A 12,837-nucleotide genomic window follows, 5' to 3' on the forward strand; every position below is an offset into this window, starting at 1 on the left:
GGCGGCGGAAAGTTCCGGCGGGGGAGGTTTTTCAGGCGAGCGCCTTTTCCAGCGCCACGGCGACGGCCTCGGTGTCGTAGGGCTTCTGGAGCAGCACGGGCGGGCGTTCGCCCGGCACCGGCGGCAGCGTGTTGTGGCCGGTCGCGAAGACGACGCCGATCGCCGCGTCGAGCGCCCTGGCCTCGGCCGCAAGCTCGCTGCCCGACATCTTCGGCAGGCCGATGTCGGTGAGCAGCACGTCGAAGCGCTCACCCTTCAATATCTCCAGCGCCTCCTCCGCCGTACCCGCCTCGACGACGGCATGGCCGAGCTCCTGCAGGAGATCGGCCGCGTTGAGCCGGATCAGGAAGTCGTCCTCGACGAGCAGCACCTTCAGCTCCCGCCGCGCCGGCTCCTCGGGCGGCGGCGGGGCCGCCTTGCGGCGTGCGTTCAGCGTCGCGCGCACCTTGCGCGCCAGCGCCTCGCGGCTGTAGGGCTTGGAGAGGAGCTCGACGCCGGCGTCGAGCCGGCCGTCGTGCACGATCGAGTTCTCCGTGTAGCCCGAGGTGAAGAGGACGGCGATGTCGGGCAGGCGCTCGCGCGCCTTGCGGGCGAGGTCGGCGCTGCGCAGGGGCCCCGGCATCACCACGTCCGTGAAGAGCAGGTCGACGGAAACGCCGCTCTCGATCACCGTCAGCGCGCCGGCCGCGTCCCGCGCCTTCAGCACGGAATAGCCGAGGTCGCCCAGCATCTCCACGACGGTCGAGCGCACCTCGTCGTCATCCTCGGCCACGAGGATGGTCTCCGTGCCGCCGGTGACGGGGCCGAAATCGGTCTCGGCCAGCCGGTCCTCCTCCTCCACGGAGCGGGGGAGATAGATGCGCACCGTCGTGCCCTCGCCCGGCTCGCTGTAGATCTTGATGTGGCCGCCGGACTGCTTGACGAAGCCGTAGACCATGGAGAGGCCGAGCCCGCTGCCCTTGCCGACCGGCTTGGTCGAGAAGAAGGGATCGAAGGCGCGCGCCATCACCTCGGGCGTCATGCCCTCGCCGGTGTCGGTCACCGCCAGCACGACGTACTGGCCCGGGCCGACGCCCGGATGGCGGTGGGCATAGATGTCGTCGATATAGGCGTTGCTCGCCTCGATGGTGAGCTTGCCGACGCCGTTCATCGCGTCGCGCGCGTTGATGGCGAGGTTCAGCAGGGCGTTCTCGATGCGCGAGGGATCGACGAAGGTGTTCCACAGCCCGCCGGAGCAGATCGTCTCGATCTCGACCGACTCGCCGATCGTGCGCCGCAGCAGGTCCTCCAGGTTGACGATGAAGCGGCCGATGTTGATGACCCTCGGCTCCAGCGCCTGGCGGCGGCCGAAGGCGAGGAGCTGGTTGGCGAGCTTGGAGCCGCGGCTGACGCCGGCGAGCGCATTGGCGATGCGCGTCTCCGCCCGGAGATTGCCGGCGACGTCCTTGCCGAGGAGCTGGAGGTTGCCGGAGATCACCTGCAGCAGGTTGTTGAAGTCGTGGGCGACGCCGCCGGTGAGCTGGCCGATCGCCTCCATCTTCTGCGCCTGGCGGAGCTGCTCCTCCGCCACCGCCAGCGCCTTCGCCTGCTCGCGCTCGGCGGTGAGGTCGCGGCCGTAGGCGAAGGTGAGCTCGTCCTCGGAGAAGACGCGCCAGGAGATCCAGCGCGGCGAGCCGTCGGCGTGGCGGAAGCGCACCTCCCGGTCCGCCGTCGTCCCCTGCCAGCCGGCGGCGAAGGCCGCCTCGTCCTCCGGCCAGACGAAGGCGGAAAGGCGCCGGCCGACGCTGTCGCGCGCGGCGAAGCCGAGGACCGCCGACCAGGCCGGGTTGACCGAGCGGATCGCGCCATCCCCGCCGGTCACGACGAGGAGATCGCGGGCGTTGCGCCACAGGCGGTTGACCTCCGCCGTGCGCTCGCCGACCTGGCGCTCGAGCGAGTTGGCGAGCTGTTCGAGCTTCTGCTCGGCGCGCCGGCGCTCGACGGCGATGCGGGTGCGGGCCGCCACGTCGCGCACGAAGGCGAGCTCGCTCGCCGACCATTCGCGCGCCGTCTCGTGGTTGAGATAGAGCAGCGCCACCAGGCCGGAGGGCTCGGTGACGGGCATGTTGATGAAGGCGGCCGCCTTGATCGCCTTCAGCGCATCGGCGGTCGCGGCGGTGCGCGGGTCCTTCTCCGCATCGGCGACCACGACCGTCTCGCCGCGCTTCAGGTCGTCGATATAGTTGCCGTAGTCGCGGAAGTTCAGCACGCCGGCGAGCGTCGTCACGCCCGGCGCGTTCCAGTCGCGCTCGATGGTGATCATCTCGGCGGCGATGTCGATCGTGCCGTAGCCGGCGCGGCTGACATTGTGCACCCTGGCGAGCGTCTCGGCGGCGGCAAACGCGATGTCGGCGGGGTCGGTCAGCTCGCTGAAGCGGTCGGTGAGCTCGATCAGCGCGTTGCGCCGGCTCTCCTCGGCGCGCACCTCCGTCACGTCGACGTTGACGCCGATCATGCCGAGGAACTCGCCGTTGCCGCCGAAGCGCGGCTGGGCCTGGGTGTGCAGCAGCCGGTAGCAGCCCTCCTTGCGGCGGTAGCGCGCCTCGACGGAAAACGGCACGTGGCGGGCCATCGCGTCGGCGAGCACCGCCGCGGTCGCTGCCCGGTCGTCGGGGTGGATCGTCTCGCCCCAGTCGAAGGTGTCGAGCTGCTCCGGCTCGACGCCCCAGAACGCCCGCTTGGCGGCGTTGAGATAGACGCAGCGCCCGGCCTCGTCGCCCATCCACAGCATGACGGGCGCCCTGTCGGCCACCAGCCGGAAACGCGTCTCGCTCTCGCGCAGCGCGTCCTCGGCGAGCCGCTGCTCGGTCACGTCGTGGCCCTGGACGAAGACGCCCGTCACCCGGCCGTCCTCGCCGAAGACCGGCTGGTAGATGAAGTCGAGGTAGCGCTCGTCGGGGGCCGCGCCGTGGCGCCGGCGCAGGAACACCCGCACGCCGCGGCCGACATAGGGCCGGCGCGTGGCGTGGACGCGGTCGAGGAGATCGACGAAGCCCTGCTCGACGATCTCCGGCAGCGCCTCGCGCAGCGGCTTGCCGACGATGTCGCGGTGGTCGACGAGCTGGAGATAGGCGTTGTTGGCCGTCTCGATGACGTGGTCGGGGCCGGTGAGCGTCGCCACGAAGCCCGGCGCCTGCTCGAACATCTGCCGGAGCCGCTCGCCCTCCGTCTTAAGCCGCTCCTCGGCCTTCACCTTGCCCGTGGTCTCGACGACGATGGCGATGACGCCGGCGGGCCTGCCGTCCTCGCCGAGCACCGGCGAATAGTCGAGGTTCATCCACACCTGCTCCGGCTCGCCCCGGTTGCGGTAGAGGGTGAGCGGCTGGTCGCGATAGGCGAGCGTGCCGCCGGCAAGGCCCACCTTCATCACGTTGTCGTTGAAGTCCGCGACCTCGGGCCAGCCCTCGCGCACCTTGCTGCCGAAGAGGGCGGGATGCCGGCCGCCGGCGAAGTCGGAATAGGCATCGTTGTAGATCATGATGCCGTCCGTCCCCCACAGGACGACCATCGGCACGGGGGAGCGCAGCATCAGGCTGCAGGTGCCCTTGAGGCTCTGCGGCCATCCGTCGACGGGCCCGAGCGGCGTTCCCGACCAGTCGAAGGCCGCAATCAGGCGCGCCGCCTCGCCGCCGCCGCTGAGAAACGGATATCGCCCGTCCACGCCGCCGTTGTCCTGCTGCTGCACCGCCACGTCCTTCCCCCGCTTGCCGGCATTTCGGCAGACCTCGTCGTTCCGCGCAAGGTCGCGAGGCTCAAATAGGGCGCAGGCCGCCGAGATCAAAGGGGGCGGAAGGCCGCGCCGGCCGGTTTTCCGACAAATTCCGGCGCCGCGCCGGAACATAGCGCCGCGGCGGGTGTTTCCGCTCCTGTCCGGCGCGCGGCCGGACGCAGGAAGGAGTAGAAGGACATGACCGAGAAAACCCTCAACGACCTGTTCTACGATACGCTGAAGGACATCTACTATGCCGAGCGGCAGATCCTGAAAGCGCTGCCGAAGATGGCCCGCGGCGCCCAGTCGCCGGAGCTGAAGAAGGCTTTCGAGAAGCACAGGGACGAAACGGAAGGACACGTCGAGCGCCTGCAGCAGGTGTTCGAGCTGATCGGCAAGCGCGCGCAGGGCAAGACCTGCGAGGCGATCCAGGGCATTCTCGCCGAGGGCGAGGAGATCATGGAGGAATTCAAGGGCACCAAGGCGCTCGACGCGGGCCTGATCTCCTCGGCGCAGGCCGTCGAGCACTACGAGATCACCCGCTACGGCACGCTCAAGGCCTGGGCGGAACAGCTCGGCCATCGCGAGGCGGTGAAGCTCCTCGACCAGACCCTCCAGGAGGAATCGAAGACCGACGAATCCCTCACCACGCTCGCCGAGAGCGCCGTCAACGCCGCCGCCCAGAAGAAGGCGGCCTGACGCCGCCCATCGCGGCAAAAGGGCGGCGTCCGCGGACGCCGCCCTTTTTCCGTCTCGAAAGGCGCGCCTCAGCGCAGCCAGATCGCAAGTTCGACGGGCTCGCGGGCATGGCCGCGCGCGCCGTTCAGGCCGAGCTTCTCCCAGGCGAATTTCTGCGCCGCCGCCTGCGCCGCCTCCTTGTTCGGATACACGTCCGGCAGGACGTATTCGCGCCCGTCCTCGAGCGACAGCAGCGCCCGGCAGCTCAGGAAATCGAAATGCAGCTGGATATGCGATTGGCTTCCCATGACGTCCTCCGTTCACACCTCCGTATAACGGTGGTGACGCCGGTTTGTTCCCGCGCCGCTCAGTGGACGAGGCGATCGAGAGGGATCGCGAGCGCGATCGACACGCCGCCGTCCCGCCAGTCGCGGGAGATCGTGCCGCCGATGCCGCGCAACGCCGCCTGCTCCAGCGTCGTGCCGAAGCCCTGCCGGCGCGAAGCCGCGTCGGACGGCGGCGCGTTCGTCTCCTCCCAGAAGACCCTGAGCTCCCCGCCCTCGACCGCCAGGCGCACGGAAAGCCGGCCGTCGGGCACCGAGAGCGCGCCGTACTTGACGGCATTGGTTGTGAGCTCGTGCAGCAGCAGCGCGATCGAGGTGAGCGCGTCGCCGGCAAGCGCGGCATCCGCCCCCGTCACGACGATGCGCGGATCGTCCTCCTGCCTGTGCGGGGCGAGGATCGACTGGACGAGCGCGGAGAAGGTGGTCGTGCGCGGCGCGGTCGTGACCTCGCGGTTGTGATCGGGCAGGATCAGGTCGTGCGCCCGGGCGAGCGCGTGAAGCCGCGCGCCGAGGTCGCTTGCGAGCTGCTCGACGGTCTCGGACTTGCGCGCGCTCAGCGAAAGAAGCCCGGCGGCGAGGCTGAAGAGGTTCTTGACGCGATGGTTCATCTCGCGCAGCAGGATCGCCTGCTGCGCGCGGGCGCGCTTCTGCTCGGTGATGTCGCGGGCGATCTTCGAGGCGCCGAGGATCTCGCCCGCCTCGTTGCGCACGGGCGAGACGGTGAGCGACACCTCCACCAGCTCGCCGTCCTTGCGCCGGCGCACCGTTTCGAAATGGTCGACGCGCTCGCCGGAGCGCAGGCGCCGCAGGATGTCCTCCTCCTCCGCCCGCCGGTCCTGCGGGATGACGATGGTGATGTGCTGCCCCACCGCCTCCTCCGCCGTGAAGCCGAAGAGCCGTTCCGCGCCGCGGTTCCAGGTGGTGATGATCCCGTCGAGCGTCTTGCTGAGGATGGCGTCGTCCGAATTCTCGACGACCGCCTGCAGCCAGGCGCTCGCCTCGCGCGCCCGCCGGACATGCTCGTCCGGCAAGGTGGGAACGCCGGCCTGGCCGGAAATCGGAACATTCTGCCCCATCGATACATCCATAGGTCGCCGCAACGTCCCGGATGTTTCCGGGCGCCGTTGGACCATGCGCGGCGCAGCCACAATATAGGCTGCCGCTTTCCTCTTTGCCAGCCGCCGCGCGCCTGCCCGCCGGCATGGAACAATCGCCGCGCCTGCGCGGTTCTGCCCGCAGGCCAAGCCTCACCAAGGAGCAGGTTCATGACCCACCAGACAGACGAACGCGGCGATCCCCTCACCCGCACGCACGACCCCGCCCGCAAGACCTATGTCGCCACCGAGGCCCGCCAGGGCCGCCTCGGGCGGCCCATCCTCAAGGTGCTGCTGATCAGCCTCGGGATAGCCCTCCTGGTCTGGGCGGCGCTGGAGCTGTGGGGCATGCAGCTGCCGCCGGGCGAGCCGGCCAACGATGCGCAGAACACCACCTCGACGAGCGAGCGGCTGCCGGCGGCCGATCCGGACGTGGTCGAGCCGACGCAGACCGACCGCGATCCGACGCCGCAAACCAGCACCGGCGGCGAGAGCCAGAGCGTGACGCCGGACGGCACCGACCAGTAGGCAACAATCCCGGCAGGAACAGCGACGGCCCCGGCACCGCCGGGGCCGTCGTCGTCAGAGCGTGGCGAGCCGGCTGTTGGAGAGACGGCCGCCATAGGCGTCGCGGATCGCGATCTTGTCCTCCAGCGCGGCGATCACGCTGTCGGAGAAATTGGTGCCGTAGAGCTGCGACAGGTTGCCGAGCCCGCCGGGCGTGAAGACGTTGATCTCGAGGATCTTCTCGCCGACGATGTCGAGCCCGACCAGGAACATGCCGTCCTCGACCAGCTTCGGCCGCACCGCCTCGACGATGGAAAGCATCGCCGGCGTCACCTCCACGGCCGCCGGGCCGCCGCCCACGTGCACGTTGGAGCGGATCTCGCCCTCGGCCGGCACGCGGCGGAAGGCGGCGTAGCGGCCGTCGCGCACGAGCGGCCGGCCGTTCATCACGAAGAAGCGGACGTCGCCCTCGCTCGCCTCGGGAATGAAGCTCTGGGCGATCAGGTAGCCCTCGCCGCTGACGGCCTCGAAGATCTGGTTCAGGTTCTGGTCCTTCGGCGAGGCGATCTTGAAGACGTTCTTGCCGCCCGAGCCCTGCAGGGGCTTGATGATCGCCCCCTTCTTCTCGCCCTCGATGAAGGCGCGGATCTCCTCGATGTTCTTGGAGACGAGCGTGGCGGGACGCACGGAGGCCGGGAAATCCTGGAGATAGAGCTTGTTCTGCGCCTGCGCGAGGCCGTCCGGATCGTTGACGACCAGCGTGCCGCGCCGGGCGGCGAGCCGCCCGAACAGCGTGCCGGCATGGGCCGCCCAGGGCCGCTCGGTGACGTCGAGCGACGGGTCGTTGCGCAGGAACAGCACGTCGATCTCCGCCATGTCGAACTTCTTCGTCTCGGTGCCGTCGCCCTGCAGGTCCTTGTGCAGCGTCTCCGGCTTCTTGTAGCCCGACGAGGGCAGCACCAGCCCGCGCACCGAAAGGCCGTCGTCCGGGCTCAGCACGAAGCCGGCCGGCGTAACGTAGCAGATCTCGTGGCCGCGGTTGAGCGCGGCGAGCGCCAGCGCGGTGGTCGTGTATTGCGGGGTCTCGTCGGCGATCGAATTGACGAAGAACGCGATGCGCATGCTGGCCTCCTAGTTGATCAGATCGATGGGCGAAAGGCCGGTCCGCAACCGGGCGAGGCGCTCCCCGGCGCCCCTGGCCGAAAGGAATTGCGGCGTCAGCCGCGGCGCCTTCAGGAGGCCGCGCTGGCTCAGCTCCTGCATGACGGCGAAGTGGCGGGCGGCGATCTTGCCGAGCCAGAACGGCTCCAGCACGCCGCCGCCGCCGAGATGCGCGAGGATCTCCATGAGGCCGCGCAGGTAGATCGCGTCCTTGGCGAGGCCGCCGCCGCGATGGATGCGCAGCGCCAGGTTGAAGGCCGTCGCCGCCGGAAAGCCGTGGTCGCGCGAAACGAGCCGGAAGGTCTCGACGAAATCCGCGCCGTCGAGCATCGCCGCGCAGGCGACCACGCGGGCGGCGATCAGCCTCAGCCGCGCGACCGTCATGCCGCCGGAGAGATATTCGGCGAGCACCGCCAGCCCCTCCTGCGCCCCCTCGTAGCCGGCAAGGCCCGAGCGGAAGAGCCTGAGGCCGTGGCCCGAGCCGTTGCAGTAGGTGAGGAGATGCACGCCGACCTCGTGGCTCAGCAGCGCCTCCACCCGGTCGCGCGCGACCGCGGTCGTGCGGGCGATCAGGAGCCGGTCGTTCGAGACCATGAGGCCGGAGGGCAGGTCGTCGCGCACCTCGACGGCGGGGGAGAAGGCCTGGGACTCGCCGGCGTAGCGGGCGATCATCGCCTTCGCCCGCCGCTCCACGAAGCGATAGTCGACGGTCTCGGGCGCGCGCCGGCGCGCGGCGGCGGCCGTCTCTTCCAGGATCCGCCGCGCCGCCGCCTCCAGCCGGTGGTCGACCGAGCCGTAGAGCGCCCGGCTCATCTCGACGAAGCGGCTATCCTCGCGGGCGGCGAGCATGGAGAGCTGCAGGTCCAGCTCCTGCTGCTTCTCGCGGTAGAGGCCGGCCAGCACCGGGTCCTCGAACCGGTCGAGCGCGATCGAGAACAGCGCCTTCTTGCGCGCGGCGACGTCGATCTCCAGCGGCCGGTAGAGGAAGGTCGGCGCGCGGGCGCAGCCGGCCGCCTCGAATTCCGTCCAGGCGGCATCGGCGTTGATCGGCGTGACGGCGAGCAGGAAGTCGAAGCTCGCGGCGATCTCGTCGATGGCGCGGTCGGCGCGCACCACCGCGTCGACGAAGACGCGGCGGCCGAGCGCGCGGTGCGTCGGCGGCGCAAGCGCCGTCTGCGTGCGGGAAAACTGCCCGGCGGCCTTAAGGCCGGCATCGACGATATGGGCGACCAGCCGCTCCTGCAATTCCGGATAGATCGCGCGGGACTTCGGCGCCCGGTAGATCGGCGCGAAGCGGATGGTGAGCGTCGGGAAGGCGGAAAGCCGGCGGGCGAGGCCGGCATGGGGATCGCCGGAAAGCGGATGGCGGACGATGCGCGGCGCGCGATAGCGGGCGTCGATCTTCTCCACCGCGCCGACGAAGGCCGACAGCGCCGCCTCCGCCGCCCGGTCGGCCGAGGCCGAGACGGCGATCTCGAACGGCGCGAGATAGGGCGCGTCGGCGGCGAGCTGGTCGCGGGAAAGCTCGCCGAGGTCGATCACCAGGAAAGCGCCGAACTGCTCGCGCATCGCCTCCCCCACCAGCCGGACGACGCCCGCCGCCTCGGCAAGCGTGCCGGCGAGCAGGTAGGCGGCATTCGCCATCGCCGCCGCGCGGGCGGCCGGTGCTGCCCGGCGGCCGACATGGACGGCGATGAAGGGCAAGGGCCGGTCGATATAGAGGCGGCCCCGGCGCGCGAGGTCGAGGCGGATCGGCATGCCCTGCGCGAGCGCCTCGGCCACCCGTTCGAGATCGCCCTTCGGCCTGCCGCCGCCCGTCACGGCCGTGCCCCCAGCGCCGCTTCCAGCACCGGCAGGCTCGCGCGGATCGCCGCGCGCAGCGCCGCGATCGCCTCGGCGTCGGGCGCGCCGGTCCATTCGTCCATGAAGATCTTCTTGAACTCCACCGCGATGGCGCAGCCGGTGCGCGGGAAATGCGCGTGCACGAAGCGCGTCTGCTCGCCCTTGCCGGCGAAGGCGACGTTCTCGCGCACGTCGAGCCGCCGGCCTGGGAAAGGCTGCTCGCGCAGGCAGGCGAGGAAGGCGTCCATCACCGGCGCCCAGTAGGCCCGATCCATCGAGAACGTGCCGATATTGATGTCGGGGGCGGCCTCCTGCGGCGTGCAGGCCGCTTCCGCCCCGTCGCGGCGGTGGTTGTAGCTGTGCATGTCGAGGAGCACGAAGCGCCCGTGCGTCGCCTCGATGTCGGTGAGCATCTGCCGCAGCATGGCGTAATAGGCGTCGTGCTGGCGCAGGACGTCCTCGACCGCTTCCGCATCCGGCGTCTCGCGCCATACCGTCAGGCCCCAGGCCTGCTCCGGCCTGAGATAGACCGCCCCCTCGCGCGGGCGGTTGAGGTCGACCTCGAAGCGGGAGCGGTGGACGACGACGCGGTTGGGGATATCGCCGATGAAGCATTCGGTGAACGGGTCCTCCTCGCGCAGGCGCTCCGCCGGGCCGATCGCCATTCCCGCAGCAAGACCGGATCGCAGCAGATGGCCGTTGTGGATCGCGGTGCCGATGAGCGGCGAGCGCCCGCGGTCCACGGACCACAGGGCATTCGCCATAACACGATCGAGAGGCGGTCTGTCTTCCATGGCGCGTTAACGTGGAAAGCCGGGCCCGGTTCCGCGCCTCCCCCTTGAAGACCGCGCCGGGCGCGCCGATATCAAGTCCGCTTCTTTTTCATCCGGCTTGTATGTGAAAGGAGGATATCATGAACATCCCGGATTTGCCCTGGTCCGTCCCGCTGACGATCCGGCTCCAGTGCGGCCTCGAGCGGACATTCGCGTCGGTCTACGAGGCCCTCGACTTCCTCGAGAACGAATGGCCGATGCGGCGCGGGCAGCGCTACGAGCGCGCCGTCCGCACGTGCTGGGGCGCGCTGAACAGGTCGACCCCGGCGGCCGTCGCCCGGGAGACCTTCATCGCTGCCTGCCTGGAGGCCGGCATGCCGCTCGTCGCGGCTCCTGCCATGCCCGCCATGGCGGCCAACGCCTTCGGCCGGCCGATCCCCCACTCGGGGATGCGAGCCGCGGGCTAGGCGCCGAGGCACGGCAAGGGCGAGCGGAGGCGGAGCCTCCGGCCCGCCCGGGCCGGCGCCATCAACGGCACCGGATTTCACCGCGACGTTCACGCGAACGGCCGTCCCCTCCCCGGCCTCTCCGCCGAGGAGGGCGGCAGCGAACGTGTTCGCCAAGGAGCGGCCGCGTTCTACGGCACGAACCCGCGCCGTGAACCGTTTTCCCAAACTTGCGGAAACGCAGAAGATATTATCTATAAAATCTATGGAATTTACTCATAATGCCTTCCTGTTCAGCCCGTTCGCGGCGAGGGAAAGGTATCCAAATGACTATACAGCATGACCGGCTCGGTGTCTTCGACTTCCTGGAGGTCCATCGGCCGGCGCCGAAGCCGCGCCGGAGCGGCCTGACGATCGCCAGCGACCAGGGCTATTCGCTGGACGAGGCCCGCGGGTTCGCCGAGACCGCCGCGCCGTTCGTCGACTGGGTCAAGCTGCCCGATCACTACGGCCACATCGCCCGCTACACGGAAGGCTGGCTGCGCGAGAAGATCGCGATCTACGGGCAGGCCGGCATCCGCACGACGCTCGGCGGCGTGATCTACGAGGTCGCGGTGGTGCAGAACAAGGTGCCGCAGTTCTTTGCCCGCGCGGCGGAACTCGGGCTTTCCGGCGTGGAGGTGAGCGAGGACGTCATCGAGCCGCAATCGGCCGAGACGCGCTCCGCCCATATCCGCCTCGCCGTTTCCGCGGGCCTCTCCGTCTTCACGGAGGTCGGCCGCAAGTATCCGGACGCGCCGCTCGACGTGGACGCCGTCGCAGAGATCGCCGCGCGCGACCTCGAGGCCGGCGCCGGCAAGATCGTCGTCGAGAACAGCGACATCGTCCAGATCGTCGAGCGCAACGGCGACGAGCTGCACCGGCTCGCCGAACGCATTCCCCTCGACCGTCTCGTCTTCGAGATCGGCCCGGCCGGCGGCGCGAGGATCGCCGCCTGGCTGTTCCGCGAGCTCGGCCCGGACGTGAACATCGAGAACCTCGACCTGCGCGACGCGGGAACGCTTGCCGCGCAGCGGGCGGGCCTGCACCGCAGCGTCGGCCTGACCTTCTTCGACAGATACGCAGTCGCAACCGCCGCCGAATAGTCCGGCAGCCCAATGGAGAGACAGATGACCCATGCATGGACCCTCGCGCGGCGCAGCCTGCTTCGCGGCGCCGCCTTCGCCCTCGCGCTCGGCGTGACCGCCGGCCTCCTGCCGCCGGACGCGGCGGCGGAAGACCTGCCCTTCGCCGTGCCGGCCGGCACCAAGCTCGTCGTGACCGACGACGCCAACCGCTTCGAGACGCTGTTCAACCTCTCCGGCGAGCGGGAGAAGCTGGCGGCCGACGTGACCTTCGTCAACTTCAGCAGCGGCCCCATCGGCCTGGAGGCGATCCGCGCCGGCGAGGTCCATGTCGGCGAGGTCGCGGACGTGCCGCCGATCCTCGCGCACTATTCCGGCGCCGACGTGCTGATCGTCGCCGTCGTCCGGCGCGACGGCACGGGCCTCAGCATCGGCACGGCACCGGGCTCCGACATCAGGACGCTGGCGGACCTCAAGGGCAAGCGCGTGGCGTTCGGCGAAGCGACGGCGGCGCAGGCGACCGTCATCCGCAACCTGCGCTCGGTCGGCCTCACGCTCAAGGACATCGAGCCCGTCATCCTGGCGCCGAGCTACTATTCCGACGCGCTCGTCAGCCGCGAGGTCGACGCCGCACCGCTGAAGCAGCCGGCCGGCGCCCGCTATCTCGCCCGCGCGGGCAAGGACGGCGCGATCTCCATCCCGAGCGCGGAGGGCGCCAACACGGGGCTTCACTATCTCTACGCAAGCCGCGCGGCGCTCGCCGACCCGGCGCTCACCGCCGCCATCCGCGACTACGTGATCCACTGGTACCGCGCCGAGCGCTGGCGCAACGCAAACCAGGACGTCTGGCTGAGCAAATATCTCGTCAAGGAACAGGGCGTGAGCCCCGAGGACGCAAAGGCGATCCTCGCCGGCGACGGCGAGGCCTCGACCCCGGGCTTCACCGACGAGCTCCTGAAGACCCAGCAGGCGACCATCGACCTCCTGCAGGACGCCGGCTCCTTCGCCGACAAGGAGCTGAAGGCCGAGGACGAGTTCGACTTCCGCTTCTCCAAGCTGACGGCCGACGACCAGACGGCAAGCGACATCAACTGAGAGACGGCGCCCCCGGCGGGGCGCC

11 protein-coding genes are annotated in these 12,837 nt (G+C 70.0%); 5 read left to right on the top strand and 6 right to left on the bottom strand.

Features of this window, described 5'->3' with window-relative positions; translation table 11 throughout:
• Positions 1 to 31: 31 nt before the first annotated feature.
• Positions 32 to 3,730, bottom strand: coding sequence for a PAS domain S-box protein (locus tag NNZ72_RS11565; protein WP_257315470.1), 3,699 nt, complete (start codon positions 3,728 to 3,730; stop codon positions 32 to 34).
• Between the two features lie 216 nt (positions 3,731 to 3,946).
• Between NNZ72_RS11565 and NNZ72_RS11570 the strand changes: the two genes are divergently transcribed.
• Positions 3,947 to 4,447 carry a YciE/YciF ferroxidase family protein gene (locus NNZ72_RS11570; RefSeq protein ID WP_257315471.1) on the top strand — a complete coding sequence of 167 codons (501 nt, stop codon included), beginning with the start codon at positions 3,947 to 3,949 and terminating at the stop codon, positions 4,445 to 4,447.
• 68 nt (positions 4,448 to 4,515) lie between these two features.
• On the opposite strand, the gene NNZ72_RS11575 is transcribed toward NNZ72_RS11570, so the two are convergent.
• On the bottom strand, positions 4,516 to 4,734 hold the full coding sequence (locus NNZ72_RS11575; protein WP_257315472.1) for a hypothetical protein: 219 nt from the start codon (positions 4,732 to 4,734) through the stop codon (positions 4,516 to 4,518).
• 59 nt (positions 4,735 to 4,793) lie between these two features.
• Entirely contained in the window at positions 4,794 to 5,846 is a 1,053-nt protein-coding gene (locus NNZ72_RS11580) for a PAS domain S-box protein (RefSeq protein ID WP_257315473.1), read from the bottom strand.
• Positions 5,847 to 6,035: 189 nt separating this feature from the next.
• Between NNZ72_RS11580 and NNZ72_RS11585 the strand changes: the two genes are divergently transcribed.
• Positions 6,036 to 6,392, top strand: coding sequence for a hypothetical protein (locus NNZ72_RS11585; RefSeq protein WP_257315474.1), 357 nt, complete (start codon positions 6,036 to 6,038; stop codon positions 6,390 to 6,392).
• A gap of 54 nt (positions 6,393 to 6,446) precedes the next feature.
• Here the strand turns inward: NNZ72_RS11585 and NNZ72_RS11590 are convergent, their stop codons facing one another.
• The 3 genes from NNZ72_RS11590 to NNZ72_RS11600 are packed head-to-tail and all read right to left on the bottom strand — an operon-like array spanning position 6,447 to position 10,138.
• Positions 6,447 to 7,493: a glutathione synthetase gene (locus NNZ72_RS11590; protein WP_257315475.1), complete on the bottom strand. Its 1,047-nt coding sequence runs from the start codon at positions 7,491 to 7,493 to the stop codon at positions 6,447 to 6,449.
• A gap of 9 nt (positions 7,494 to 7,502) precedes the next feature.
• Complete coding sequence (locus NNZ72_RS11595; RefSeq protein WP_257315476.1) at positions 7,503 to 9,353, bottom strand: flavohemoglobin expression-modulating QEGLA motif protein; 1,851 nt, start codon at positions 9,351 to 9,353, stop codon at positions 7,503 to 7,505.
• Complete coding sequence (locus NNZ72_RS11600) at positions 9,350 to 10,138, bottom strand: N-formylglutamate amidohydrolase (RefSeq protein ID WP_257315477.1); 789 nt, start codon at positions 10,136 to 10,138, stop codon at positions 9,350 to 9,352. The genes NNZ72_RS11595 and NNZ72_RS11600 overlap by 4 nt, the downstream gene beginning before the upstream one ends.
• Positions 10,139 to 10,287: 149 nt before the next feature.
• Here NNZ72_RS11600 and NNZ72_RS11605 point away from each other — a divergent pair, with 149 nt between their 5' ends.
• From NNZ72_RS11605 to NNZ72_RS11615, 3 genes are all read left to right on the top strand, one after another.
• Positions 10,288 to 10,614, top strand: coding sequence for a DUF982 domain-containing protein (locus NNZ72_RS11605; protein ID WP_257315478.1), 327 nt, complete (start codon positions 10,288 to 10,290; stop codon positions 10,612 to 10,614).
• Positions 10,615 to 10,919: 305 nt separating this feature from the next.
• Positions 10,920 to 11,738, top strand: a complete 819-nt coding sequence (locus NNZ72_RS11610) for a phosphosulfolactate synthase (RefSeq protein WP_257315479.1) — start codon at positions 10,920 to 10,922, stop codon at positions 11,736 to 11,738.
• 24 nt (positions 11,739 to 11,762) lie between these two features.
• The gene (locus NNZ72_RS11615) at positions 11,763 to 12,812 is read left to right on the top strand and encodes a PhnD/SsuA/transferrin family substrate-binding protein (protein ID WP_257315480.1); all 1,050 of its coding nucleotides are present in this window, start codon (positions 11,763 to 11,765) and stop codon (positions 12,810 to 12,812) included.
• Positions 12,813 to 12,837: the final 25 nt, after the last annotated feature.

Source organism: Shinella pollutisoli (assembly GCF_024609765.1).
Taxonomy (GTDB): domain Bacteria; phylum Pseudomonadota; class Alphaproteobacteria; order Rhizobiales; family Rhizobiaceae; genus Shinella; species Shinella pollutisoli.

Excerpts from the sequence above, each read along its gene's own strand:
- NNZ72_RS11600 (WP_257315477.1), bottom strand. The coding sequence starts at position 10,138 with ATGGCGAATGCCCTGTGGTCCGTGGACCGCGGGCGCTCGCCGCTCATC.
- NNZ72_RS11570 (WP_257315471.1), top strand. The coding sequence starts at position 3,947 with ATGACCGAGAAAACCCTCAACGACCTGTTCTACGATACGCTGAAGGAC.
- NNZ72_RS11615 (WP_257315480.1), top strand. The coding sequence starts at position 11,763 with ATGACCCATGCATGGACCCTCGCGCGGCGCAGCCTGCTTCGCGGCGCC.
- NNZ72_RS11590 (WP_257315475.1), bottom strand. The coding sequence starts at position 7,493 with ATGCGCATCGCGTTCTTCGTCAATTCGATCGCCGACGAGACCCCGCAA.
- NNZ72_RS11610 (WP_257315479.1), top strand. The coding sequence starts at position 10,920 with ATGACTATACAGCATGACCGGCTCGGTGTCTTCGACTTCCTGGAGGTC.
- NNZ72_RS11605 (WP_257315478.1), top strand. The coding sequence starts at position 10,288 with ATGAACATCCCGGATTTGCCCTGGTCCGTCCCGCTGACGATCCGGCTC.
- NNZ72_RS11575 (WP_257315472.1), bottom strand. The coding sequence starts at position 4,734 with ATGGGAAGCCAATCGCATATCCAGCTGCATTTCGATTTCCTGAGCTGC.
- NNZ72_RS11585 (WP_257315474.1), top strand. The coding sequence starts at position 6,036 with ATGACCCACCAGACAGACGAACGCGGCGATCCCCTCACCCGCACGCAC.
- NNZ72_RS11580 (WP_257315473.1), bottom strand. The coding sequence starts at position 5,846 with ATGGGGCAGAATGTTCCGATTTCCGGCCAGGCCGGCGTTCCCACCTTG.